Origin of the sequence: Streptomyces sp. NPDC051582, assembly GCF_040681715.1 — a bacterium.
Classification (GTDB): Bacteria; Actinomycetota; Actinomycetes; order Streptomycetales; family Streptomycetaceae; genus Streptomyces.
In genome coordinates this window covers 1-25395 of record NZ_JBFAZJ010000010.1, presented here as the reverse complement: position 1 = coordinate 25395, position 25395 = coordinate 1, and the positions used below count along the sequence as shown (strand labels likewise).

The window sequence follows — 25395 nt, the reverse complement described above, 5'->3', positions numbered from 1 at the left end:
GCGGCGGATGCCTCCGAAGATCGAGATCGAGGCCTACGCGAAGGGAGTGCTCGGCGGGAAGCGCGCGTTCATCGCGCGCGCCATCACCCTCGTCGAGTCCACCCTGCCCGCCCACCGCGCGCTGGCGCAGCAACTGCTGACGGAGCTGCTCCCGCACACGGGGCGGGCGCGCCGGATCGGGATCAGCGGGGTGCCGGGGGTCGGCAAGTCCACGTTCATCGACGCGTTCGGCACGATGCTGACGGGGCTGGGCCACCGGGTGGCGGTCCTCGCCGTGGACCCTTCCTCCACGCGCACGGGCGGCTCCATCCTGGGCGACAAGACGCGGATGGAACGCCTGTCGGTGGACCCGGCGGCGTTCGTGCGCCCCTCCCCCTCGGCCGGCACGCTGGGCGGCGTGGCGAAGGCGACCCGTGAATCCATGATCGTCATGGAGGCGGCGGGCTACGACGTGGTCCTCGTCGAAACGGTGGGCGTGGGCCAGTCCGAGACCACGGTGGCGGGGATGGTCGACTCCTTCCTCCTGCTCTCCCTGGCCCGTACGGGGGATCAGCTCCAGGGCATCAAGAAGGGTGTGCTGGAGCTGGCCGACGTCCTCGCCGTGAACAAGGCGGACGGGCCGCACGAGCGCGACGCGAAGGCGGCGGCGCGGGAGTTGTCGGGCGCGCTGCGCCTGATGCACCCGGCGGACGCGGCCTGGACCCCGCCGGTCCTCACGTGCAGCGCGCGGGAGTCGGCGGGTCTGGACGAGGTGTGGAACCGCCTGGAGCAGCACCGCCGGCTGCTGGACGCGGGAGGCCGCCTGGCGGCCAAGCGGGCGCAGCAGCAGGTGGAATGGACCTGGTCGATGGTCCGCGACGAGCTGCTGGACCGGCTGCGCGGCAACCCGGCGGTCCGCGAGCTGTCCCCCACCCTGGAAGCGGCGATCCGCGCGGGCACGGTCACGCCCACCTCGGCGGCGGACCGCATCCTGGCGGCGTTCGGTACTTCCGGCGGTTGATGCGGGGGGCGGCGGGGGCCGCGGGGCGCGGGGGCCGCGGTGCGGCGCCGCCCCCGCCGGCACTCGCCGGCTCCGGCCTCAGGCGGTGACGAGCGCCGGTCCGGCCGAGGACACGCTGCGCTGCAGGATGCGGACGCGGTCCGCGTCGTCCTCGGAGGCGAGCAGCGCCGAAAGCACGGCGATCCGCGCCTGCGGCGCCCGCAGGGTGCCCGTGGGAACGGCTCCCGCCGCCACCAGGTCCACCGCACCGCCGTGCGTGTAGATCTCCGTCACCGGCCCGGCGGGAACCCGGGTGGTCAGCGCGACCAGTACGCCGCGCGCGATGGCCTCCCGTACCGCGTCCACGATCTCGGGGGTCGCGTTCCCCGCTCCCGTACCGACCAGCACGAGCCCCCGGGCGCCCGCCGCGACGGCGGCGTTCAGGAGCACCGGGTCCCCGTCGGCGTGGTGCATCACGACGTCCACCCGCGGCGGCACCTCCGGCATGGCCGGCAGCGGCAGAGGTTCCGGGCGCTGCGGGGCCCGCAGCATCGTGACCTTGCCGAAGCCGATCTTCCCGAGCAGTTCCTTCGAGGGATCGGCGAACGCGTCCAGCGCCACCGCCTGCGTCTTCACCGTGCCGCGGGCCGCGTGCACGCGACCGCCGAAGGCGATCAGCACACCGAGCCCCCGGGTGCTCGCGGCCGTGAGCAGCGCGTCGTACAGATTGCCGGGGCCGTCCCCGTCCGCGGTGCCCATGGGCCGCTGCGCTCCGGTGAAGACCACGGTGCGCGGGTCGTGGTGGTGCAGGTCGACGAGGAACGCCGACTCCTCCAGGGTGTCGGTGCCGTGCGTGACGACGATGCCGTCCACGCCCGGATCGGCGAGCACCTCGTGCACGGTGCGGAGCAGGGTGAGCTGGTGGGCGGTGGTCAGCCGGGGACTGTTCACGCTGAACAGGTCCACCACCTCGACGGTGATGTCCTCGGGCAGCGGCGCGGTGGCCATGACCTCACGCCCGTCGGCGTCGGCCGCGAAGCCGGAACCCTGCCAGCGGCTGGCTATCGTGCCGCCGGTGCTGATGACGACGATCCGTCCCATGGCTCCTGGCCACCCTTCCATTCACTCGTACGCAGGTCGCACACGCGTACCTAAAGCAGCAATGATAGAGCGATTTGGGCGCAATGTGATTGCGTCTTCCACCCCGCAAACCCCGTGAGCATGGGGAATGATTGCGCAATGGATGAGATCGACCGTGAAATCTTGCGTGAGCTACAGGCCGACGGCCGGCTCAGCAACCAGGAGCTGGCCCAGCGCGTCGGCTTGACCCCCTCCCCCTGCATGCGTCGCGTACGCCAGCTCGAACAGGACGGGGTGATCCAGGGCTACCGCGCGGTGATCTCCCCGGAGGCGGTCGACCGGGGCTTCGAGGTCCTCGTCTCGGTCGAGGTGCGCCGCGACCGGGAGGCGGTCGAGGCCTTCGAGGCCGCCCTCCAGGACATCCCGGACGTGATCGAGGCCTACCGCCTCTTCGGCAGCCCCGGCTGCCTGCTCCGGATCGCGGTCGCGGACCTCCGCGCGTACGAGCGCCTCTGGATCGAGAAACTGACGGCCCTCACCGGCATCACCGAGGTCAACTCGCAGATCATCATGAAGCGCATCAAGCAACCGACGGGCCTCCCGGTCGAGCGCTGACCCCGAGCAAAGCGGTTCCTCACGACCACCGCCGAGTCGAAGCCGGCCGGTGTTCCGGGCTCAGCGGGTCCGGATCCGGAGGGCGTCGAGGTAGGAGCGGACGTTGCGGCGGGTCTCGGAGAGCGAGTCGCCTCCGAACTTCTCCACCACGGCGTCGGCCAGGACCAGGGCGACCATGGCCTCGGCGACGATGCCGGCCGCCGGGACGGCGCAGACGTCCGAGCGCTGGTGGTGCGCCGTGGCGGCCTCGCCCGTGGCGACGTCGACGGTGGCCAGGGCGCGCGGGACCGTCGCGATCGGCTTCATCGCGGCGCGGACGCGCAGCGGTTCGCCCGTCGTCAGCCCGCCTTCCGTGCCGCCCGCACGGGCGCTCGTGCGCGCGATGCCCTCCGGAGTCGGGACCATCTGGTCATGGGCCCTCGTGCCCGGGACGCGGGCCAGGGCGAAGCCGTCGCCCACCTCCACGCCCTTGATCGCCTGAATGCCCATCAGGGCACCGGCCAGGCGGGCGTCCAGACGGCGGTCCCAGTGCACGTGCGAGCCGAGGCCGACGGGGACGCCGTACGCGAGGACCTCGACCACGCCGCCCAGGGTGTCGCCGTCCCTGTGCGCCCGGTCGATCTCCGCGACCATCGCCCTCGACGCCGCCGCGTCCAGGCAGCGCACCGGGTCCGCGTCCAGTGCCGGCACGTCGGCCGGGGTGGGGTACGCACCGTTCGGGGCCTCGGCCGAGGCCAGTCCCACCACGTGCGACACGATCGCGATTCCCGCGGCCTCCCGCAGGAAGGAACGAGCGACCGCACCGAGCGCGACGCGGGCCGCCGTCTCCCTGGCGCTGGCGCGCTCCAGGATCGGGCGGGCCTCGTCGAAGCCGTACTTCTGCATGCCGGCCAGGTCGGCGTGGCCCGGGCGGGGACGGGTCAGAGGGGCGTTGCGCCCCGTGCCCGCCTTCAGGGACGCACCGTCCACCGGGTCGGGTGACATGGCCTGCTGCCATTTCGGCCACTCCGTGTTGCCGACCATGACCGCCACCGGTGAACCGAGGGACAGGCCGTGGCGTACGCCGCCCAGGATCGTGACCTCGTCCCGTTCGAATCTCATCCGGGCGCCGCGGCCGTGGCCGAGCCTGCGCCGGGCGAGGTCGTCGGCCACCAGGGCGGTGGTCACCGGGACGCCGGCGGGCAGGCCCTCCAGTGTGGCCACCAGCGCCGGGCCGTGCGACTCGCCTGCGGTCAGCCAGCGCAGCCTGCTCACCGTGCCTCCCGGAGCGGGGAGGGCCACTGGTCCGCGACGGCGCCGCGCGCGCCGTTCGCCTTGACGATCCGCTCTAGCCGTCCGAGTGGCATGGGGTCCTCCCTGCGAGGTGGATCGCCAGCGCGCCGGTCAGGCCGGCCGCGGCGAAGATGACGAAGGCCCACCGCTGTGCGCCGTGGGCGACGACGGCCCCGCCCAGAGCGGGGCCCATGACCGCGCCGAGACGGCCGACTCCGGTGGCCCAGCCCAGTCCGGCGGAGACCTGCGCGGCCGGGTAGAGGGCGGGGACGGTGGCGTACACCATGACCTGGGCGCTGAACAGCCAGATGCCGGTGACCGCGACGATCACGTACGTGACGGGGAGCGGCAGCCGCAGGGTGAGCAGCAGTGCGCCGACCGCGGTCAGCAGGAACCAGACCGCCGAGACACGGGCGGCTCCGAACCGGGTGGCGACGGTGCCCGCGATCAGCATGCCGACGATCCCGCCCGCGTTGATGACGAGGAGGAAGGCGACCGAGGACGTGGGGCCGTATCCGGCGGCCCGCATGAGCTGGGGCAGCCAGGTGCTGACGCCGTAGACGAGCAGCAGTCCGCAGAAGGACGCGGCCCACAGCAGCGGGGTGGCCCGGCGGCCGGTGCCGCGGAACAGCGCCAGGGCGGTGTGCCATCGGGCCCGGACCCCGGCCGCCGGCGGCGCCGCCGTGGCCTGTCGGAGCCGCAGACCGTACTGGTGCGCCAGTCGCCGGGCCCGGTCCGTGTGCCCCTTGGCGAGCAGGACGGCCGGCGACTCCGGCAGCAGCCACAGCAGCAGCGGTACGGTCACCAGAGCGGGCACGGCTCCGGCCCAGAAGACCGCGCGCCATCCGCTGTCGGCCGCCAGGGTGAGGCCCAGGCCGGTCGCGAGCATGCCGCCCACGTGGTACGAGGTCATCAGCACGCCCGCGGTCAGAGCGGCGCGGGCGCCCGGCGCGAACTCCATCACCATGCTCAGGCAGACGGGCATGACCCCGCCGAGGCCGAGGCCGGTGACGAACCGCCCCAGTCCGAAGGCGTCGACCCCCGGGGCGGCGGCGCACAGCACCGAGCCGGCCGAGAACAGCAGGGTGCCGCCGACGATCACCGGTCGACGGCCGGTCCAGTCGGTGAGGTTGCCCGCGGCGAGGGCCCCTGCCAGCATGCCGAAGGTGGTCCAGCTGCCGACGGTCCCGGCGGTGGCGGGGGCCAGGCCCAGTCCGGGGTCGGCGAGCATCCGGGGCATCACCGCGCCGTAGACGTTGACGTCCATGCCGTCGAAGAGGACGACCAGCCAGCACAGGAGGAGCACGATGAGGGGGCGACGGCGAAGGGCCGGCGGACGGCCCGTCCCGGCGGTGGCCCCCCGCCCCCTCATGGCCACAGCGATGCTCATGCGGCGCCGGCCAGTTCTCGTACGTACCGGCCGTGGCTGGTGGAGGGGGATCGCCCCGTCCCCGGGACGGCGAGCTGCTCGGCGTCGATGCAGGAGATCGTCGGCGGGCGGAGCCGGGTGCCGGAGCCTCCGGCGAGGATGGTTGCGCGCATGGGCGGGCGCCTTTCTGGGTCGGGACGGGGCCGCGTCGGGCGGGCGTGGCGCGCCGGCCGGGGCGTGCCGGCGGTGACGGGCGCCGCCACCGGGTGATCGGGACGGGTCGGGGACGGACCGCCCTGCACACCGTCAGGTGCCGGTCGGTCCGTCCCCGCCCGGCTCTCCGCGTGCATCGCGCCCGGCGGCCGGTCAAGCGGTCAGGCGGTCAGGCTGAGGGCCGGAGTGGTGGTGACGAGGAGGGTCGCGATGAGGTCGGCCAGATGGAGGGACTGGGACGGGTTGAGGCGGGGGTCGCACGAGGTCTGGTAGCGGTGCCCGAGCCAGGCGTCGTCGATGTCCACGTCCACGCACTCGGTGACGTCGTCTCCGGACAGCTCCAGGTGGACGCCGCCGGGAGGAGTGCCGGTCTCGCGGCAGGCGGTGAAGAAGCCGCGCAGTTCCTCCTCGATCGCCCGCATGGTGCGGGTCTTGATCCCACCCGGGCTGGTGACCCCGTTGCCGTGCATGGGGTCACTGACGAAGCGGTCGGCAAGGCCCATGGTGGACGCCGCGGTGAGCAGTTCCCGGGCGCGCTCATAGGCCAGTGCCCGGCCCATCCGCAGGACGAAGGTGAGCCGCCCGGAAACGTTGTCCGGGTTGAGGACCGCATGGAGGGCGAGAAGTTCGTCAGGACTGCAGCCGGGGCCGATCTTGACGGCGATCGGGTTGGCGATGCCGGAGGCGAACCCGATGTGCGGGCCGCTGAGCGACCGGGTGCGCTCACCGATCCACAGCATGTGACCGGAGTGGGCCCAGCGGGCACCGTCGACGGGCGAGGTGCGGACTTGAGGGAGTTCGTAGTCGAGGAGCAGGGCCTCGTGGGAGGTGTAGATCCCCGAACCGTTCAGGAACGAGAGGGTCTTGGCCGACTCGCGGTAGGCGCGCAGCAGGTTCTTCGGGTCGGGGACGCGCCCGGCCTCCGTGAAGGCGGCGGCGTTGACGGCGTCGCCGAGGTAGGAGGGGAGCGATGTGCCGCCGCGCCGTTCGACGGATGACGAGCGCGGCTTGGCGTACTGGCCGGCGATCCGCCCGACGGTGACGACCCGGGCCCCGGAGCCCTCGGCGATCCGCTCGGCCATGGCGCGCAGCACGTCGACACGGTTGCGCACGGAGCGGGGGGTGTTGTCGGCGAAGGTCTCGGCACAGTCGCCGCCCTGGAGCAGGAAGGACGGGCCGGCGAGTTCGGTGCGCAGGGCACGCACTTCGGGCATCGCAACGAGCGGATCGGCGTGGGTGAGGACCCGGCGGACATGGGCCGTCTCCCGGAGGTCGGGCCAGCGGGGCTGGTGGTCGGGCAGCCCGGCGGACGGCCCCGTCCCGGCCTCGGTCGTGGTGGCCACGAAGCGGGGGTTGAAGACCTCGTGCACGAGGACCGTGACGTGGTTGGAAAACGCGATTTCGTAGACGCGGCCGGGCGAGCCGACCGGGAGCAGGCCGAAGCGTTCGACGGTGAGGCCGGTGGCGAGGATCCGGCGGCGTTCGTACAGGCCCAGGCTGCGCGTGTGCAGGCCGAAGGGGGTGTCGCCCCCGGGTATCACGTGGGCCGCGTCGGCCCGGCGGTAGGTGATCAGGTTCTCGCTGACCACGGCGCCCGTGCGGTCGCGCAGGCGGGAGCGGCGGATCCGCAGGTCGGGGTGGGGACCGGGCCCGAACACGTCGGTGAGGTGACCGGAGGCCCACGCAGTGGCGGGGTCGGGGCCGGGCAGTACCTCGGCGGAGAGCGGGGAGTCCATGAGTGATTGCAGCAGCACGGTCGTGGAGCCTTCGTTGCGCAGCATCATGCGGGTCGCCGACGGCAGCGCGGGCGGCTCGGAGAATTCGGGATACGCGGACAATCGAAACACCCTTGGGTCGGTGATGGTCTCGTGGTGCGGGAGTGGCCCCGTGATACGTGCGGCCGGGCCGGGCCGCGGGTCAGGCCGCTGCAGCGAGCTGTCGGCCCGCGGAGGCCTCGGCCACCACCTGGCCGATCAGCTTCGCGGCCGCCTCGGCCCCGTTGCCCGTCGGTGCGATGGCCTTGGACGCCGCCGCGGCCCGGCCGCGGAAGGCTTCCGGTTCGTCGAAGGCGGTGCGCAGGATGGCGAGCAGGGTGTCGGCGTCGGGCTCGGTGGCCGTGGTGTACCCGAGGTGGTCGAGCCGGGTCATGGCCTCCCGCTCGTGGTACTCGTCCCGTCCGCTGAGCACGTAGGCGACCGGGGCGTTCATCACGGCGAGCTCGGTGACCGACAGCCAGCCGGGGGGCGAGAGGATGACCTTGGAGTGCTTGACCAGGGAGTGCCAGTCGGACACGTAGTCGACGAGGACGACCCCCTCGATCTCCTCGGTGAACGTCTGGCGGCCGATCACGACGAGCCGGGCGTTCGGGTGCTCGGTGCGCAGCTTCTCGAAGGCGGTGAGGTATTCGGCGAGCAGCCGTTCCTTGTTCTCGGTGAACATGGTGGTGCCGCCGAAGCCGACGATGGCGTACTCGGTGCCGTGCAGCCCGAAGCGGGCGTCGATCTCGGCGCGGGGTGCCGGGTCGGCGGCGCACTCGTCGCGGACGATCGGGCCGACGACGTGGCCGTTGCCGGCCGCGAGGGCTTCGAACACCGGGGTTCCCCGGTCGAGTTCGACAACGTCGGGCTTGTCCGTGAGGACGGCGCGGGCCCGGCGGGTCACCCACCGGAAGAGGGTGGTCAGAGAGGCCCGGATGGCGTCGACCTCATCGGGGTCGTCGAGGATGAAGCCGGCTTCCAGGAGGGCGGCGTTGTCGATCTGGCCGAGGGTGAAATCGTAGCGCTCGGTGACCAGGACGTAGGGGACACCGGAGATCTCGGCGGCCAGGCACGCGGCGACGTTGTAGTCGCTGACGACCACATCGGGCCGGACGGAGCCGATCAGGGCGATCGCGGCGAGCATCCGGTCGCCGCTGATGAACGTGCGGTTGAGGTAGCCGGTGACGTACGAGGTCCAGTCGAAGCGCCGGGCGAGCTGCGAGGTGTTGGCGTGGTCCTGCTGGTCGGAGGCGGTGTGCACGTGCACGCCGAGCTCCTCGAACATGGGAGTGAACAGTGCGCTCTTGGAACCGAGGTACACGTGCTGCTCCGCTCCGGGGAACAGGGTGCGCACCTTCGCGGCCACCGCGAGGGCCCGCATGTTGTGACCGGTGCCGGTCTCGGCCGGCAGGTGGAGGACCTTCATCTGTGGCACCTTTCGAGGTGGGTACAGGCCGGTCCGACCGGCCGGGCGGGAACCCGGCCGGCCGAGACGGACCCGGCGGCGAGGCCACGGCCCGACTGCGGGCACGGCGGCCGTGGAGGAGTGGCGGAGGGGTGGAGGGGCATCCGGGCCGGTGGCGGGTGCGTCCGGGCCGGGGCGGCTCAGGCGGTCGCCAGCTCCATCACGTACTGCCCGTAGCCGGATGAGGGGGAGAGCTCCTTGCCGAGCACCGCCAGCTGCGCGCGGTCGATGTAGCCCATCCGGTAGGCGACCTCCTCCAGGCAGGAGATGCGGATGCCCTGGCGCTTCTCCAGCACCTGCACGAACATCGCGGCCTCCAGGAGGCTGTCGTGCGTGCCGGTGTCGAACCATGCGGAGCCGCGTCCGAGGTTGACCAGGCGGGCCCGGCCCTCGCGGACGTAGGTGAGGTTGAGGTCCGTGATCTCCAGCTCCCCGCGATCGGAGGGGGCGAGCCCGGCGGCCCGGCGCACCGCGTCGCCGTCGTACATGTACAGACCGGTGACGGCGAGGTCCGAGCGGGGGGCGGTGGGCTTCTCCTCCAGGGTGAGGATGGTGCCGGCCTCGTCGACGGTGGCCACCCCGTACCGTTCCGGGTCGCCGACCCGGTAGCCGAAGAGGGTGCAGCCCTCCAGGCGGGCGGCCTCGGCGCGGAGCATGTCGGGCAGCCCGTGCCCGTAGAAGATGTTGTCCCCGAGGACGAGGCAGACGTCCTGACCGCCGGCGAACGGGCCGCCGAGGACGAGGGCTTCGGCGATGCCGCCCGGATTCTGCTGCACGGTGTAGGTGAGCGAGATGCCGAGGCGTTCGCCGTCACCGAGGAGCGCCCGGTAGCTGTCGATGTGCTCGGGGGCCGAGATGACCAGGATCTCGGTGATGCCGGCCTGCATGAGCAGGGCCAGCGGGTAGTAGATCATCGGCTTGTCGTAGACCGGCAGCAGCTGCTTGGAGTGCACGCTGGTGAGCGGGCGCAGGCGGGTGCCGGAGCCGCCGGCGAGGATGATGCCGCGCATGGTTCCCCCTTCGGGGCGCTGGGCACGGGCACGGGCGCGGGTTCGCTGGGCGCCGGGCCGTGGGCGGGGTGGTGGGACGTCCGTCAGCGGGCGTCGGTGCCCGGGCTCGGGCTCGCGTCGGCGGTGCGGACGGCGGGGGCCGTGGGGACGGCCGGGAGGAGGGGGCGCCACCAGTCGGTGCGCTCCCGGTACCAGGCGATCGTCTCGGCCAGGCCGTCCTCGAAGGTGACTTCCGGGCGGTAGCCGAGCGCGCGCAGCTTGGAGTCGTCCAGGGCGTAGCGGCGGTCGTGCCCCTTGCGGTCGGCGACCGGGCGGACGGCGGACCAGTCGGCACCACAGGCGTCGAGGATCAGTTCGGTGAGGCGACGGTTGTTCAGTTCCCGGCCGCCGCCGATGTTGTAGACCTCTCCGGACGCGCCCTTGGCGAGGACGAGGTCGATGCCCCGGCAGTGGTCGTCGACGTGGAGCCAGTCGCGGACGTTGAGGCCGTCGCCGTACAGCGGCACCGATCCGCCCTGCAGAAGGGTGGTGACGAAGAGCGGGATGACCTTTTCAGGGAATTGATACGGGCCGTAGTTGTTGCTGCAGCGCGTGATGGAGAGGTTCAGCCCGTGGGTCCGCGTGTAGGCCAGGGCGAGCAGGTCCGCCCCCGCCTTGGCCGCCGCGTAGGGCGAGTTGGGAGCCAGGGGCCATTCCTCGGTCCAGGCTCCCTCGTCGATGGAACCGTACACCTCGTCCGTGGAGATGTGGACGAACCTCGGCAGGCCGGCGGTCCGTGCGGCGTCCAGCAGGTTCTGGGTGCCGAGGACATTGGTACGGACGAACTCGGCCGGGTCGTGGATGGAACGGTCGACGTGGGTCTCGGCGGCGAAATTGACCACCGCGTCCACGTCACCGAGCAGCTTCGAGACGAGCTCCGGGTCGGCGATGTCGCCCTCGACGAAACGCAGCCCGGGATGGTCCGCCACCGGGGCGAGGTTGGCGAGGTTGCCCGCGTACGTCAGCTTGTCGAGCACGGTCACGCGGTCGACCGCCAGGTCCGACCGGCCGTCGAGGAGTCTTCTCACATAATTTCCACCGATGAAACCAGCACCACCGGTCACCAATACGTGCATGAAATGTATCCGCCCTTCGACGGTGTTCACCCGATATTCCGCGGCGCACGGCGCCGTCAAGGAAATGCGAAAGGAAGGGGAAACGGAACAACATCGCCCATCCGGCGATCCCCCGTTGCCTTCGTGCACCCCGAGCCTGGGCACAGCTGCCGCTCGAAGCGATGTCCAAAGATCGTAGAACGTCGAACATGCCTGCGCAACACTATACTAGCCAACGCCGAGGTCAGCGCAGTGTGGCGCCGGTCGCACGGAGGGCAATGACTTCGTCAAGTTCGCACTTGGGAAGTTGAAGCGGAATTCAGCATTCCCCCAAGAGGGGTGAATCTGAAAATTTCGATTCCGCGTGGACCGCGCCGGAAAGAACGGGGGGAAACTTCGAGCGTGGTTGCGGAGCGCGGCCGCAGAACACTAGTTTCAGGCGGCATGAAACATTCCCTGGCGCCGTCGGCGCTCATAGAGGGCGACACCGTGACGGCCCCCGGCACGACCGTCGGGCCCGGCACCTGGATCCGGTTCGGTACGTCGGTCAGCGGGTCCGCCCTCGCGGGCGCGGTCTTCGTCGGCTTCCGCTGCCGACTGGACGGAGCCCGTGTGGCGAGCGGGTGCCAGATCGCCTCACTGGCGCGCATCGGACGTCCGGACGCCGCCCCCGTCACGATCGGGGCCGGTGCCTGGATCGGCGCGCGGGCCGTCGTGGAACCGGGAGTCCACATCGCCCCGGGGGCCGTCGTCGCCGCCGGGGCTCACGTCGTCACCGACGTCCCCTCCGACGTGATCGTCGTGGGCCGCCCGGCGCGCGTGCTGCGGCGGCGCGAGGTGACGGAGGACGAAGCACCCGACTTCACCGCCACCATCGAGCGGGTCCGGGCCCGCGGCGACGCCGGACGGACCCCTGCGCCCGCCCACTGGACCTCGGACGGGGGCGGCTTCCTCGACGCGACCCTCTCCGGCGGACCCGATGTACACCTGGGCGCCGGGGTGATCGCCATGGGCCGCCCCGACGGACCGTCACCGCACGGGGGCATACGTGTCGACGGGCGCGTCCGGATCGGCGCCGGGGCGATCCTTGAGGGGTCCGGCGGCATCGACATCGGGCCGGGGACGGACCTCGGCGACGGAGTCCTGGTCGTCTCCAGCGGCCACGACCTGAGCCTTCGCTCCCTGCCCTGGCAGGGCGGGCCCGTCCGGATCGGCGCCGGTGTCGTGATCGGCGCCGGGGCGACGATCGTCGGTCCGTGCCGGCTCGGCGACGGGGCCGTCGTCGCCCCCGACTCCGTCGTCGTCGGCGACGTACCCGCCGGCGGCTTCACCGCAGGGGTGATCTCCACCCCGAGCGGGGCCGGCCAGGCCCTGCCGCACTCCTGAGCCCACCGCTCACCCCAAGTCCCTTTCCCACCCGCCCCGTCGGACCGCGCGTTCTGCTACGCTCCCCACAGTTCGAACTTCTTCGAATAACGAAATTTGGGAGCGGGCGCCCGACCCACGCGCTCCGGATCCACAAGGAACCCCATGACCAGTCCTCCTTCCCTGCGCACCTTCGTCAAGGAACACGTCCTGGACGAAGAGGCCCGCGTCCCGGCCGTCCTCGGCCGCGACTCCGCCGACGTGATCACCCCCGACCGCACCCTGCGGGACGCCGCCCTGGCCCTCCTGACCATCCCCGGCCCGGACGACACCGACCTCGCGCGCAGACTCCTCGACTCCCTGCGGGAGTTCACCGACCCGGACCTGCCGGGCTTCCGCGAGCTGCTCGACGTCACGGGCGCACCCCACCCGATCGGCGACGTCCGCACCCCCTCCGTACAGGCGCTCGCCGCCTGGGCCCTGCACCGGGCCGGGACGCTGACCGGCGACGACACCCTCCTCGCCGAGGCCGGGACCCACCTGGAGCGCATCGCCCAGGCCGTCCTCCGTCACGATTGGCCGGCCCGGCTCGACCGCTCCGCGAGCGTGGCGCTGGACGAGTCCGGCCCGCTGGAGGAGACCGCCGTCCTGATCCTGGCCGCCGACGCCCTGACCCCGGGCACCGGTTCGGCCTTCCTCGACTCGGCGGCCGAGCGGATCGACCGCTACGTCCACGGCGATGCCGTCTGGGACCGTCTGACCCCCCGCGGCGTCCCGGACACGCTCCGCGGCCACCGCACCGGCCCGGCCGCCCTCGCGGCCCTGGCCTGGGCGGCGCTCCACCGGCGCGGCCGCGCCGGCGCCGCGGAGCGGGCCCGCCGGATCCTGGCCCACGTCCACGACCACCACCTCCACGTCGGCACCGGCGGCTACTGGGACCGCAGTTCCGCCGACTCCGTCGTGCGCGTCGACGCGGTCGCCGCCCTGCACGGCCGACCCGACTCGCCGTTCCCGGCGAAGTTCGTCGCCGACCACGCGCTCCTCGCCCTGGCGGCGCGGACCGTCGCCGGGCTCGACGACCCGGACGGGGAGGACGGACCGGTCCTGAAGGCCCTGGCGCAGGAGGCCGAAGCCGAGCTGGAACGGAACACCGACCCCGTGACGGGCGGTGTCTTCCACGGCCAGGGCAGCTGGTTCTCCACCCCCGTCGACCCGACGGTCCCCCTCGCCCGGCACGTCATGGTGCCCCCGCGCACCACCGGCTCGTTCGCCGTCGGCAACACCACGTACGTCCCCTTCCACGGCAAGCACTCCCGCACCCAGTTGCTGGCCCTGGCCGCCCTGGGGGACCGGGTGGTCGCCCCGCGCACCGCGCCGGAGCTCGTCGAGCGTCCGCAGCCGGACCCGTTCGACAACGATCTGGGACACGTCACCACCGGGCGGCTGTCCGAGGGACTCATCGACATCGAGCACTACCTGCGCTGGCTGCGGTCCACCGCCTCCGGCCTGGGCTACGGCCTCACCCCCTACCGGTCCCCGCTCGGCCTGCGCTCCGACCGCACCGCGCAGACCTTCTCGGTGCTGCACGTCGTGTCCGACCTGCTGGCCCTGGACGAGCCGGTGCCGAACACCCCCGGTGTGCTCGCCGGTGTCTTCGCCACGCAGAACCCGGACGGCGGCTTCGGTGAACAACCCTCCCTGCCCTCCGAGACCTTCACCACCTACTGTGCGGTGCTGACGGCCGTCGTGCTGGGGGGCGCGGACCACCCCGGCTTCGACCGCGACGCCTGCGTGGCGTTCCTGCGGTCCTGCCAGCGACCGGAAGGCGGGTTCGGCAACGCGCCCGGCTTCCCCTGCGACGCCTGGCACTCCCACCTCGCCACCCTGACCCTCGTCGCCCTGGGCGCCCGCCCGGAGCGGGAGGACGACCTGGTGGCCTACCTGCTCGCCTGCCGCAACCCGGACGGCGGCTACGGCAACCGGCCCGGCTCCCCGTCCGACACCTTCGCGACCTTCCGTGCGATCGGCGCCCTGATCGCGCTCGGCCTTCGCCCGCCGCACTCCGGCGAAACCGTCCAGTGGCTCCGCGGACTGCAGACCGAGGCCGGCGGCTTCCGCTACCGGACGGACGGCGCGGAGAGCTTCGTCGGCTCCTACCACGCCATCGGCGGGCTCTACATGCTCGGCGCACTGCCGGCCGACACCGAGGCCTGCGTCCGGTGGATCACCGTCCGCCAGAGTGCGGACGGAGGGTTCTCCCGCGCGCCCGGCGCCCCCTCGGAGACCACCGACGAGGGATTCATCGCGGTACAGGCACTTCACATGCTCGAAGGGAAGCTCAACCGCTCCTGGGCGGTGATGATGACATGACCACCACCTCACCTGTCTCCTCCACGGCCGGCGCGAAGCCGGCGCAGCCTCCGGCCGCCGCCCGCTCCTCGCGGACCGTCGCCTTCCTCGCGTTCGCCACGATGTTCGTCATCGGGACGGACACCTTCCTCGTCGCTCCCCTGCTGCCGACCCTGACCGACGCCTTCGACGTCTCCCCCGACGTCTCGGGCTGGATGGTCAGCGCGTACGCCCTGGGCTACGCCGTCTTCGCACTGATCGCCGGTCCGATATCGGACGGGCGTGACCGGCGCCGGGTGCTGCTGACCGGGTTGACCGGGTTCATCGTCATGACGGCGCTGTGCGGGTTCGCGCAGGGGTTCTGGACGATGATCCTCTTCCGGTTCCTCGCCGGCGTGAGCGCCGCGTTCGTCTCCCCGCAGATCTGGGCGTCCATCCCGGTGCTGGTCAAGCCCCAGGAGATCGTCCGGACCATGGGCTTCGCCACCGCCGGGCTGTCCATCGCCCAGTTCGCGGGCATCCCGCTCGGCAGCTGGCTCGCCGCCGGCTCCTGGCACCTGCCCTTCTGGTGCATCGGCGGGCTCTCCGTGGCACTGTGGGTCCTGCTCGCCCGCCTCTTCCCCTCGGTCCCGGGCCGGCCCGGCGCGGGCAGCGGGGCGAAGGCCATCGTCGGCACGTACAAGACGGTGCTGGGCACCGGCCGGCTGCGCTGGTACCTGCTGGGCTACCTCGTCTTCCAGACCGGCAACTTCGAGGCCATCTCCTTCCTCGGGTCCTGGTTCACCAAGGACTTCGGGCTGAACGTGGCCTCCGTCGGCACCGCGATGATGGCGGTGGGCGCCGGAAACGTGATCGGCTCCCTGTTCGGCAGCCGCCTGGTCGCGCGCCTGGGCCTGTACCGGTCCCTGCTCACCGGTGTGCTGACCATGGCCGTCCTGTACTGCCTGGTCCCGCTCGCCCCGAACCTGCCGGTCGCGCTGGCGCTGCTGGCGCTGGTGATGATGACCGGCGGGTGCGTGTTCCCGGTGTTCATGAGCATCCTGCAGTCGCAGACCGAGACGGCCCGGGGCACGGTCTCCTCGCTGTCCAACTCCGCGATGTACGTGGGCACCACGGTCGGCGGCGCCGTCGGCGGGGTGCTCCTCGGCAACGTCACGGGGTTCTGGGGCGTGGCCGGGTTCACCGTCGCCGCCTACCTGGTCTCGCTGTGCGTGTACGCGGCGGCCGGCGCCTTCAGGAAGCAGGAGGCGCAGGCGTGAGCACCGCCGTTCTCTTCGACCGGTACGGGGACCCCGGGGTCCTTTACCCGGCCGAGGTGCCCGATCCCGTCGCCGGGCCCGGCCAGGTGGTCGTCCGGTACACCGCGATCGGGGTCAACCCGATCGACTGGAAGATCCTCTCCGGCGAGGTCCGCGCGTACGTCCCGATGGACCTGCCCGGCGGCTGCCTCGGCGTCGAGGGCGCGGGCGTGGTCGTGGAGGCCGGCCCCGGGGTGCGCCGCTTCCGGGTCGGCGACCGCGTCATCCGGCACGGCCGGCCCGGCGCGTTCAGGGAGTACGAAGCCGTGGCGGCCTCGCAGGAGGCCGACGAACTCACCCTGTGCCCGGACCGGTTCGGCGACGAACAGGCCGCCGTCCTGCCGGTGGCCGCCGGCACCGCCTGCTCGGCCCTGCGCCAGGTGGGGCTGCGGCCGGGGGAACGCCTGCTGGTGCACGGCGCCTCCGGCGGCGTGGGCCTGGCCGTGGTGCGGCTCGCCCTGCTGCTGGGCGCGGGCGAGGTCGTCGGCACGGCCTCCCCCGCCCGCCACCACCTGGTCCGCACCGCCGGGGCGACCCCGGTCGGGTACGGGGAAGGGCTGGCGCAGCGCCTCGCGGAACACGGGCCGTTCCATGCCTCCATCGACTGCGCGGGCGGGCCGGAGCCCACCGCGACGGCCGTCCGGCTCGTCGCGGGGGCCGACCGCCGGGTCACGATCGTCCCGGACGCGGCGGCCCACGCACGCGGGGTCCGCTTCCTGGAGCATCTCCCGCTGGAACTGTCGAGCACCCTGGACCTGATCGGCACGGCCCCGTTCGAGCTGCCCATCGCCGCCCGGTACCCGCTGGAGCAGGCGGGCGAGGCGCTCGCGCACTCCCTGCGGGGAGGCGTGGGCGGGAAGATCGTGCTGGTGCCCGGCGGGTGAGCCCGGCACCGGGTGGCGACGTGACCCCGTGGCCCCGTGACCCCCGGGGGTCCCGCGGCCCACTGCCCTCCACCGGCCGGCCCGGTTCTTCTATAGTCGTAGAACGTTGAATCTGCCGGCGTGCAGGTACTCGCCGGGAAGGCGCGGGCCTGGTGCCCACGAGGAAGGTCGCCCATGCGCAGCCCGCTCTACCACCCCGACCGGTCCGAGATCTCCCTGGACCGGGTGCTGCACGCGCTCAGCGATCCCATCCGCCGGGACATCGCGCGCGTGATGTTCCTGGAGGGCTCCCGCTCGTGCGGTCAGCTCGTCTACCCGATCGCCAAGTCGACGCTCTCGCACCACCTGAAGGTGCTGCGGGAGTCCGGTGTCATGCACACCGAGGTCCGGGGCACGACCCGGATCATCACCCTGCGGCGCGACGACCTCGACGCCCGGTTCCCCGGGCTCCTCGACTCCACGCAGATCACCAGCCCCGCGCCGGAGGCGGAACCGGCCGGCGCGGGCGCGGCCTCGGCCTGAGGGGACCTTCGCGACACCGCCCACGATCCCCTCGGGCCCCGACACCCGGCGCGACCCCCGTGCGCCGGCCTCTCGCAGTGAAGGGATCACCGATGACCTCGACCGTGCCCCGGCGCCTGGCCCGCAAGGCCGGCGTCGACCTGCCGGTACTCGGACTGGGCACCTGGCGGGCGATCGACCGGGCCGACCCGGACCGGCTGGCCGGCCTGTTGGAGGCCGCCCGCACGGTCGGCGCCCGGCTGGTGGACACCGCCCCGGTCTACTCCGACGCGGAACCCCGCCTCGCGCGGCTGCTCCGCGAGGACCCGTCGTTCTTCGTCGCCACCAAGATCTGGGAAACCGAACCGGAGGCGGTCGAAGCCGTCTTCGCCGAGCAGCTCACGGGCTACGCGCGCTCGTGCATCGACCTCCTCCAGGTGCACAACCTCAACGGATGGCGGGCGAACCTGGCCTGGCTGGACCGTCAGAAGGCGGCCGGGCGGGTCCGTTTCACCGGCGTCACCTACCAGTTCGACCACGCCTTCGGCATGGGCGGCACCCGGGCCGACCTCGCCCACGTCATCGACGCCGACCAAGTGGACTTCGTCCAGGTCAACATGAACGCGGCGGAGCCCACCCTGGCCGAGGACATCCTCCCGGCCGCCGCCGAGGCGGGCATCGGGGTGGTCGTGATGCGGCCGTTCGGCGAAGGCGCCCTGTTGGCGGAGCCGCCGCCCGCCGCCTTCCTGCGCGAACTGGGCTGTACGAGCTGGTCCGAGGCCCTGCTGCGCTGGGTGCTCACCCACCCCCAGGTCACCACCGTCCTGACGGCGACCTCCCGGCCGGAGCACTTCCTCGCCAACGCGGCAGCCGCCTGCTCGGGCCCGCTGGGCCCGGCGGAGGCGGCGGCCGTGGCCGATCACGCCCGGTCGGTCCTGACGGCGGGGTCCGGGCGGTGACCGCGAACCGAACGGACGGCGGCGGCGTCGTCGGCGGCGGCGAGAGCCTCACCGGCCGGATCAACCACCTCTTCTCGATCGCCGGCTACCGCAACCACCTCGGCCGGTGGCAGACCTTCGGCACCGGCGAGGCCGCCGACCTGATCAGCCGTTCCGAGGGCCGCTACGGCGTCCGGGTCTCCCGCAGCTACCTGGGCATGCTCCGGTCCGGGCGCTACACCAACCCCTCGATCGCCGTGGTGATCGCGCTCGTCCGGTTCGTCAACGACCATCTCGCCGAAGGCCATCCGGAGATCACCGTCGACTGGCTCACATCAGGCGCCACCACAACCGCCCCCGTCACACCGGTCGGCCGTCCCACCACCGACGCGGCCGAGCCGGCGGACGGACTCGGCGCGCTCGCGGACCGGCAGGTGCAGCACATCGCCCTGCGCGCCGGCCGTATGACGCCCGAACTGCGGGACCGGCTCATCGCGATCCTCGACACCATGGAAGGGACCCCGTGACCGCCGGCCGGCTGAGCACCATGCGCGACTGCCGCAGGTACGTCCGCTCCCTGCGGCTCGACCCGTACTCCTCCGCACACGAGCTGTGCGACCAGATCAGCTCGGCGAGGGGCAGGCCCATCCGGGTCGTCGAGGCACGGCTGCCGGTCCCGGGCCCGATGGGGGTCTGGGTCTGCCGGACCGACGACGACGTGGTGATCGTGCAGGACCTGGCCGTCGGCGCCCACCGCGACCACATCGTGCTGCACGAACTCGCCCACATCCTGTGCGAGCACGAGGGCGAACGGTACCGGCACGACGAGCCGGCGCTGTCCGCGCTCGGCGGCCTCCCCGAGGGGGGTGCCGTGGTCAGGTTCCGTTCGGTCCACGACTCGGCGGCCGAGCGCGAGGCCGAACTGCTGGCCGCCGCGTTCGCCGAGTTCGCCATCGACGACCGGGCAGAGGCGAAGGTGTCCTGGGACGTACAGCGGTACTTCGGCGGGGCGTGAGCCGTCATGATCACCCGGCTCCAGTCCCTGCTGTCCGCGTTCCTGTGCCTGGCGCTGCTCGCCAAGATGGTGGCACTGCGGGTCGGCTCCCGGCCGACCCCGCAGGCCCCGCTCCTGCTGACGGCGCTGGGCAGCTTCACCGTCGCCGCGCTCGTGGGCATCCCCGCGGTCCGCGCGCGGATCCCGATCGCCACCGTGCCCGGGGTCGCCTCCATCATCATGGACACCGGCGTATCGGTGAGCCTGGCCCTGCTGGCAACCTACTTGTGGACGCCCCTGTGGCGCGCGGGCCCGGTTCCGTGGTGGCGAGGACGACTGTTCCTGACCGCGTTGGCGGTGAGCGCGCTGCTCGCCGCCCTGATGGCGTCGACCCCGAGAGCCCTGCGCACCGATCCGCTGCAGAACCAGTACACCGGGGACTGGCGGATCGTCGGCGTCTACGTGATCGGGAACCTGTTCTTCCTGGGGTGCTCCGGGGCCTCGGCGATCGCCTGCGCCCGGATCGTCCGGATGGTGCGCGGCCACATCGCCGTCGGGGTGGCGGTGGGGGCCGTCGGCATGGTGGCCTACGCGGTCACCTGCGTGAACCGGCTGTTCCTGGTGGCCGGTCAGCCGCTGCTGGCTGGCGAGTGGTTCACCTGGTACAGCGTGCTGAACTTCGTCTTCACCGAGGCCGCCGTCCTGGCGAGCGTGCTCGGCCTGCACTTCACCGCGGTCTGGCGGGTCACGGTGGGCTGCCGGCGGCTCTTCGACGACCTGCGGGTCTTCCTGCTCCTCGGACCGGCGTGGCGGCGGCTGACCGCGCTCCACCCGGACGTGGTGCTCCCCTGGGAACCCGGCCCCCGCGGCCTGCGGGACCGGCTCGACCTTTCGTACCGCAGGTACCGGCGGGAGATCGAGTGCCAGGACGCCCTGCTGCTGACGGGCGCCCACCCGGCTGAACGCCCGCGGCCGACCCCGCAACGACGCCCCGCCGCCCGGGCCTGCCCCACGAGAACCCCGAGCCGCCCCGCCGAGGCCCGACCCGGTACGCGTCACACATGACCTGCTGCCCCCGCAGCATGACGCGCACCGGACGAACAGCGGGTCAGGCGCCCTTCGCGACCGGCTCCAGGATCGCCACGCACTCCACGTGGTGCGTCATCGGGAAGAGGTCGAAGGCGCGGAGGGTGCGGACCTTGTAGCCGTTTTCCTTGAAGTAGCCGAGGTCGCGGGCCAGGGCTGCCGGGTCGCAGGCCACGTACGCGATGCGGCGGGCGTTCAGGCCGGCCACATGGCGGACCGTCTGCTTGCCGGCGCCGGCCCGCGGGGGGTCCAGGACGACCAGGTCGCACTCGGTGATCCCGGTCTTCGGCAGGATCGACTCCACCTTGCCCTGCTCGATGCGGACCCGGGGGAAGTCCGCCAGGTTGTGCCGGGCGTCCTCGACCGCGCGCTTCGTCGACTCGATGCCCAGCACCGCGCCCGTCTCGCCCAGGCGTTCGGCGAGGGCCCCCGCGAAGATGCCCACGCCGCAGTAGAGGTCGAGGGCCATCTCGCCCTTGCGCGGCATCAGGCCCTGCATGACGGCCTTGATCAGGGTGTCGGCGGCCTGCGGGTGGACCTGCCAGAAGCCGCCCATGCCGACGCGGTACGTACGGCCGTCCGCGCGCTCCCGTACGAAGGGGCGGCCGTGGACCCGGTGGACCCCGCCGTCCTTCTCCTCGACGCGCAGGACCGAGACCGGCTTGTCGAGCTCGACCAGCGGGAGGCGGCCGCCCGGACGGGGGGTCAGGACCACCTGGCGGTCCTGGGAGCCGGTCGCGGCGATCGCCTCGACCGTGGCCATCTGGGGCCAGTCCTGCTTCTCGATGCCCAGCTCGCTGACGCCCGGCGCCGCGATCATGCAGTGGTCGACCGGCTCGATGTCGTGCGAGCGGTGCTTGCGCAGCCCCGCGTTGCCGTCCTCGTCGATCGCGTACTGGACGCGGGTGCGCCACTGCGGGACCTGCCCGGCCGGCAGCTTGTCGCCCTCGGCCGGCATGACCGTACCGTCCCAGCCGGCCTCCTCCGGGGTGAGCCCGGCGAGCCGCAGCAGCTGTTCGGCGACGACCTCGCCCTTGAGCCGGCGCTGGGCGCCCGGCTTGGCGTGCTGCCAGTCGCAGCCGCCGCACTTGCCGGGGCCGGCGTACGGGCACGGGGCCTCGACCCGGTCCTTGGAGGCGTCGAGGACGGTGATCGCGTCGGCGCGCAGGAAGCGCGAGTCCGCCTCGCCCTCGGTCACCTTCGCGATGATCTTCTCGCCGGGCAGCGTGTGGCGGACGAACAGGACCCGTCCGTCGGAGGTCCGGGCGATGCAGTGGCCGCCGTGCGCGACGGGGCCGACCTCGACCTCGTACTCCTCCCCGACCAAGGACTGCTTCTCGTTCTGCTCGGTCATGGTGGGGAGACTCCAAAACATAAATGGGAACGGCCGGACGACCGACCCACCAGTTTACGTGGATCTCGTCCGGCCGTTTGCCAAGCCCCCGTGCGGCTACTTGCCCGCGCGGTCCTTCGGGCGGGGGGTGTCCACCGGTCCGCGGCGCACCGCACCCGGGGCGTTCCACTCCTGGCGCTTCTTCGCCCGCCTCTTCGCGAGCTCCGAGGACTCCAGCTGGTACGGCACCGAGGTGACCATGACGCCGGGGGTGAACAGCAGGCGGCCCTTGAGCCGCAGTGCGCTCTGGTTGTGCAGCAGGTGCTCGTACCAGCGCCCGACGACGTACTCCGGGATGTACACGCTGACGGCGTCGCGCGGGTTCTCGCTGCGCAGGCCCTTCACGTACTCGACCACGGGGCGGGTGATCTCGCGGTACGGGGAGTCGAGGATCTTGAGCGGTACGTTGATCCCGCGCCGCTCCCACTCCTCCTTCAGCGCCTTCGTCTCGGCCGGGTCGACGCTGATGCTGAGCGCCTCCAGGGTGTCCGAGCGGGTCAGCTTGGCGAAGGCCAGGGCGCGCAGCGTGGGCTTGTGCACCTTGGAGACCAGGACGATGGAGTGGACCCGGGAGGGCCGCACGCTGTCGTCGCTGGGGCCCTCGGCGGCGGCGATCTCGGCGGCGACGCGGTCGTAGTGCTTCCGGATCGCGGTCATCGTGCCGTAGAAGATCACCATGCCCAGCAGGGCGACCCAGGCGCCGTGCGTGAACTTGGTGGCCAGGACGACGACCAGGACCAGGCCGGTGAAGATCGCGCCGAAGGTGTTGATGGCCCGGGAGCGGTGCATCCGCCGCCGCGCGGCCTGGTCCTTCTCGGTCCGCAGGTGCCGGTTCCAGTGCCGGACCATGCCGATCTGGCTGAGCGTGAAGGAGACGAACACGCCGACGATGTAGAGCTGGATCAGCTTGGTGGAGTCGGCGTCGTAGATCCACACGAGCAGGATGGCCGCGCCGGCGAGCAGCACGATGCCGTTCGAGAAGGCGAGCCGGTCACCGCGGGTGTGCAGCTGGCGCGGCAGGTAGCGGTCCTGCGCGAGGATCGAGCCGAGCAGCGGGAAGCCGTTGTACGCGGTGTTCGCTGCCAGGAACAGGACGAGCGCGGTGGCGGCCGCCAGCACGATGAACAGGAAGCTGCCGTTGCCGAAGACGGCCTCGGCCACCTGGGAGATCACCGGGTGCTGGACGAAATCGGGGCCGACGGGGACGCCGTTGTCCAGCAGGTTCGTCGCGGGCGCCTCGGCCATCCTCACGTTGGTGGCCATGGCCAGGCCGATGATCCCGCAGAACATGGTGACCGCCAGGGCGCCCATGAGGGCGAGCGTGGAGGCGGCGTTCTTGCTCTTGGGCTTGCGGAAGGCGGGGACGCCGTTGCTGATCGCCTCGACGCCGGTCAGGGCGGCACAGCCGGAGGAGAACGCCCTCAGCAGGAGGAAGACCAGCGCGAAGCCCGCCAGCCCCTGGTGCTCGGCCTTGATCTCCAAGTGGGCCGTCGGGGCCTGCATGGTGTCGCCGGCGACGAGGCCGCGCCAGGCGCCCCAGGCGATCATCACGAAGACGGCTCCGACGAACACGTACGTCGGAATGGCGAAGAGCTTCCCGGATTCCTTCACGCCGCGGAGATTCATCAGCGTGAGCAGCAGAATCATGATCACCGCGGAGAGCACCTTGTGCTCGATGACCAAATGCACGGCGGAGCCGAGATTCTCGACGCCGGAGGAGATCGACACGGCGACGGTCAGGACGTAGTCGACGAGCAGCGCACTCGCGACGGTGAGTCCGGCCTTCGGCCCGAGATTGGTGTTGGCGACCTCGTAGTCGCCACCGCCGCTGGGGTACGCGTGGACGTTCTGGCGGTAGGAGGCGACCACGGTGAACATCAGCACGACGACCGCGAGGGCGATCCAGGGGCTGAAGTGGTACGCCGAGACACCGGCGATCGACAGGACCAGCAGGACCTCGCCCGGGGCATATGCCACCGAGGAGAGCGGGTCGGATGCGAACACGGGTAGGGCGATCCGCTTGGGGAGGAGCGTTTCCCCGAGGCGGTCGCTGCGTAGCGCCCGGCCGATCAGGATCCGTTTGGGCACGTCGGTCAGTTTGGACACGCAGAGGATCGTAAGCGTTCGAAATCGGCCTGACGAACCCCCCGCCCGTATTACAGGGCAATGACACCCGCATTGAGACCCTGCGTGCACGGCAGAGGCCACTTGGGGGACCGCCCGTGTGTAGCTTGGGCCATGGTCTGAGACCCTGTGGTGCCAGAGCATGCAATGAGGCTGGGAACCAGCGAGCGCTGACAGCCGGAAGGACGGCCGTGCACATCGTCATTATGGGCTGCGGAAGAGTGGGCTCCGCCCTCGCGCAGACCCTGGAACAGCAGGGGCATACGGTCGCTGTCGTCGACCAGGACCCCACCGCATTCCGCCGGCTGGGAGCCGGATTCGGCGGGCGCCGCGTCACCGGGGTCGGCTTCGACCAGGACACGCTGCGCGAAGCCGGGATCGAGGAAGCGGGCGCCTTCGCCGCGGTCAGCAGTGGTGACAATTCCAACATCATCGCCGCCCGCGTGGCGCGCGAGATGTTCGGCGTCGAGAACGTCGCGGCCCGCATCTACGACCCCAAGCGCGCCGAGGTCTACCAGCGCCTGGGCATCCCGACCGTCGCGACCGTGCGGTGGACCGCCGACCAGATGCTGCGCCGGCTGCTGCCGTCCGGGGCCGAGCCGCTGTGGCGCGACCCGAGCGGCGGGGTCCAGCTCGCCGAGGTGCACACCTCCGCCGCCTGGATCGGGCACAAGGTCAGCAAGCTCCAGGAGGAGACCGGCGTCCGCGTGGCCTTCCTCACCCGACTGGGCGAGGCCATGCTGCCGACCTCCCAGACGGTGCTGCAGGAGGGCGACCTCGTCCACGTGATGATGCGTACGGACGAGATCGACAAGGTCGAGGCATCCCTCGCCGAGGGCCCCGAGGAGGCACACGCATGAGGGTCGCGATCGCCGGAGCCGGCGCGGTGGGCCGTTCCATCGCGGGTGAGCTGCTGGAGAACGGGCACGAGGTGCTCCTCGTCGACAAGGCGCCGACCGCCATCTCCGTGGAGCGGGTCCCGCAGGCCGAGTGGCTGCTGGCCGACGCCTGCGAGATCACCTCGCTCGACGAGGCCGCGCTGCAGCGCTGCAACGTGGTCATCGCCGCCACGGGCGACGACAAGGTCAACCTGGTCGTCTCCCTGCTGGCCAAGACCGAGTACGGGGTCCCCCGGGTCGTGGCGCGGGTCAACAACCCGAAGAACGAGTGGCTCTTCAACGAGTCCTGGGGCGTGGACGTGGCGGTCTCCACTCCGCGCCTGATGTCGGCCCTGGTCGAGGAGGCCGTCAGCGTCGGCGACCTGGTGCGGCTGCTGCGCTTCAGCCACGGCGACGCCAACCTCGTCGAGCTGACCCTGCCCGCCGACTCCTCGGTCGCCGGCACCCAGATCAGCGAGATCACCTGGCCCGAGGACACCTCGCTGGTCACGATCATCCGCGGCAACCGGGTCCTCACCCCGCACGGCGAGGAAACCCTGGAGCCGGGTGACGAACTGCTCTTCGTGGCCGCCCAGGCCCGTGAGGAGCAGCTGGAGGACCTCCTCCAGGCCCGTCACTGACGGACCCGCGCAGATGTGGGAGGCTCGATCCAGCGGCGCTGCCCGGGGATTCCCATCCGCAGTCCGTCCGGATGCCAGCTGAGGACCAGG

General features: G+C 72.1%; 23 protein-coding genes. 13 read left to right on the top strand and 10 right to left on the bottom strand.

What is annotated here, in order from left to right:
- Positions 1-7: 7 nt before the first annotated feature.
- The gene (gene meaB / locus AB0M92_RS15335; protein WP_366102612.1) at positions 8-1000 is read left to right on the top strand and encodes a methylmalonyl Co-A mutase-associated GTPase MeaB; all 993 of its coding nucleotides are present in this window, start codon (positions 8-10) and stop codon (positions 998-1000) included.
- Positions 1001-1078: 78 nt separating this feature from the next.
- On the opposite strand, the gene AB0M92_RS15330 is transcribed toward meaB, so the two are convergent.
- The gene (locus AB0M92_RS15330) at positions 1079-2080 is read right to left on the bottom strand and encodes an asparaginase (RefSeq protein WP_366102611.1); all 1002 of its coding nucleotides are present in this window, start codon (positions 2078-2080) and stop codon (positions 1079-1081) included.
- Positions 2081-2218: 138 nt separating this feature from the next.
- Between AB0M92_RS15330 and AB0M92_RS15325 the strand changes: the two genes are divergently transcribed.
- Positions 2219-2674 (top strand): Lrp/AsnC family transcriptional regulator, encoded by a 456-nt coding sequence (locus AB0M92_RS15325; RefSeq protein ID WP_366102610.1) that lies wholly within the window; start codon positions 2219-2221, stop codon positions 2672-2674.
- Between the two features lie 60 nt (positions 2675-2734).
- On the opposite strand, the gene aroC is transcribed toward AB0M92_RS15325, so the two are convergent.
- From aroC to rfbB, 7 genes are all read right to left on the bottom strand, one after another.
- Positions 2735-3928: a chorismate synthase gene (gene aroC / locus AB0M92_RS15320; protein ID WP_366102609.1), complete on the bottom strand. Its 1194-nt coding sequence runs from the start codon at positions 3926-3928 to the stop codon at positions 2735-2737.
- Positions 3929-4001: 73 nt separating this feature from the next.
- Positions 4002-5336 (bottom strand): MFS transporter, encoded by a 1335-nt coding sequence (locus AB0M92_RS15315; RefSeq protein WP_366102607.1) that lies wholly within the window; start codon positions 5334-5336, stop codon positions 4002-4004.
- Entirely contained in the window at positions 5333-5488 is a 156-nt protein-coding gene (locus tag AB0M92_RS15310) for a hypothetical protein (protein WP_366102606.1), read from the bottom strand. Before AB0M92_RS15310 ends, AB0M92_RS15315 begins: the two co-directional genes overlap by 4 nt.
- 201 nt (positions 5489-5689) lie before the next feature.
- On the bottom strand, positions 5690-7366 hold the full coding sequence (locus AB0M92_RS15305; RefSeq protein WP_366102605.1) for a 3-deoxy-7-phosphoheptulonate synthase: 1677 nt from the start codon (positions 7364-7366) through the stop codon (positions 5690-5692).
- 79 nt (positions 7367-7445) lie between these two features.
- On the bottom strand, positions 7446-8711 hold the full coding sequence (locus AB0M92_RS15300; RefSeq protein ID WP_366102604.1) for a hypothetical protein: 1266 nt from the start codon (positions 8709-8711) through the stop codon (positions 7446-7448).
- Between the two features lie 179 nt (positions 8712-8890).
- Positions 8891-9760, bottom strand: coding sequence for a glucose-1-phosphate thymidylyltransferase RfbA (gene rfbA, locus AB0M92_RS15295; RefSeq protein WP_366102603.1), 870 nt, complete (start codon positions 9758-9760; stop codon positions 8891-8893).
- Positions 9761-9843: 83 nt separating this feature from the next.
- Positions 9844-10875 (bottom strand): dTDP-glucose 4,6-dehydratase, encoded by a 1032-nt coding sequence (gene rfbB, locus AB0M92_RS15290; RefSeq protein WP_366102761.1) that lies wholly within the window; start codon positions 10873-10875, stop codon positions 9844-9846.
- A 423-nt stretch (positions 10876-11298) separates the two neighbouring features.
- On the opposite strand from rfbB, the gene AB0M92_RS15285 reads away from it, so the two are divergent.
- The 9 genes from AB0M92_RS15285 to AB0M92_RS15245 all read left to right on the top strand — a co-directional run bounded on the left by AB0M92_RS15285 (position 11299) and on the right by AB0M92_RS15245 (position 20248).
- A complete protein-coding gene (locus tag AB0M92_RS15285) occupies positions 11299-12240 on the top strand; it encodes a DapH/DapD/GlmU-related protein (protein WP_366102602.1) in 942 nt (313 codons plus the stop codon).
- A 144-nt stretch (positions 12241-12384) separates the two neighbouring features.
- Positions 12385-14589, top strand: a complete 2205-nt coding sequence (locus AB0M92_RS15280; RefSeq protein ID WP_366102601.1) for a prenyltransferase/squalene oxidase repeat-containing protein — start codon at positions 12385-12387, stop codon at positions 14587-14589.
- Entirely contained in the window at positions 14586-15827 is a 1242-nt protein-coding gene (locus AB0M92_RS15275; protein ID WP_366102600.1) for an MFS transporter, read from the top strand. The genes AB0M92_RS15280 and AB0M92_RS15275 overlap by 4 nt, the downstream gene beginning before the upstream one ends.
- Positions 15824-16750: an NADP-dependent oxidoreductase gene (locus AB0M92_RS15270; protein WP_366102599.1), complete on the top strand. Its 927-nt coding sequence runs from the start codon at positions 15824-15826 to the stop codon at positions 16748-16750. Before AB0M92_RS15275 ends, AB0M92_RS15270 begins: the two co-directional genes overlap by 4 nt.
- 174 nt (positions 16751-16924) lie before the next feature.
- Positions 16925-17272, top strand: coding sequence for a helix-turn-helix domain-containing protein (locus AB0M92_RS15265; RefSeq protein WP_366102598.1), 348 nt, complete (start codon positions 16925-16927; stop codon positions 17270-17272).
- 92 nt (positions 17273-17364) lie between these two features.
- Complete coding sequence (locus AB0M92_RS15260; RefSeq protein ID WP_366102597.1) at positions 17365-18210, top strand: aldo/keto reductase; 846 nt, start codon at positions 17365-17367, stop codon at positions 18208-18210.
- Positions 18207-18716 (top strand): hypothetical protein, encoded by a 510-nt coding sequence (locus AB0M92_RS15255; protein WP_366102596.1) that lies wholly within the window; start codon positions 18207-18209, stop codon positions 18714-18716. Before AB0M92_RS15260 ends, AB0M92_RS15255 begins: the two co-directional genes overlap by 4 nt.
- Complete coding sequence (locus tag AB0M92_RS15250) at positions 18713-19204, top strand: hypothetical protein (RefSeq protein ID WP_366102595.1); 492 nt, start codon at positions 18713-18715, stop codon at positions 19202-19204. The genes AB0M92_RS15255 and AB0M92_RS15250 overlap by 4 nt, the downstream gene beginning before the upstream one ends.
- A 6-nt stretch (positions 19205-19210) precedes the next feature.
- Entirely contained in the window at positions 19211-20248 is a 1038-nt protein-coding gene (locus AB0M92_RS15245; protein ID WP_366102594.1) for an MAB_1171c family putative transporter, read from the top strand.
- 43 nt (positions 20249-20291) lie between these two features.
- On the opposite strand, the gene AB0M92_RS15240 is transcribed toward AB0M92_RS15245, so the two are convergent.
- Together AB0M92_RS15240 and AB0M92_RS15235 are read right to left on the bottom strand one after the other, a co-directional pair.
- The gene (locus AB0M92_RS15240; protein WP_366102593.1) at positions 20292-21623 is read right to left on the bottom strand and encodes a TRAM domain-containing protein; all 1332 of its coding nucleotides are present in this window, start codon (positions 21621-21623) and stop codon (positions 20292-20294) included.
- Between the two features lie 96 nt (positions 21624-21719).
- Positions 21720-23768, bottom strand: coding sequence for an APC family permease (locus AB0M92_RS15235; protein WP_366102592.1), 2049 nt, complete (start codon positions 23766-23768; stop codon positions 21720-21722).
- Positions 23769-23977: 209 nt separating this feature from the next.
- Here AB0M92_RS15235 and AB0M92_RS15230 point away from each other — a divergent pair, with 209 nt between their 5' ends.
- Together AB0M92_RS15230 and AB0M92_RS15225 are read left to right on the top strand one after the other, a co-directional pair.
- On the top strand, positions 23978-24646 hold the full coding sequence (locus AB0M92_RS15230; RefSeq protein WP_366102591.1) for a TrkA family potassium uptake protein: 669 nt from the start codon (positions 23978-23980) through the stop codon (positions 24644-24646).
- A complete protein-coding gene (locus tag AB0M92_RS15225; RefSeq protein WP_030859497.1) occupies positions 24643-25305 on the top strand; it encodes a TrkA family potassium uptake protein in 663 nt (220 codons plus the stop codon). Before AB0M92_RS15230 ends, AB0M92_RS15225 begins: the two co-directional genes overlap by 4 nt.
- Positions 25306-25395 lie beyond the last annotated feature (90 nt).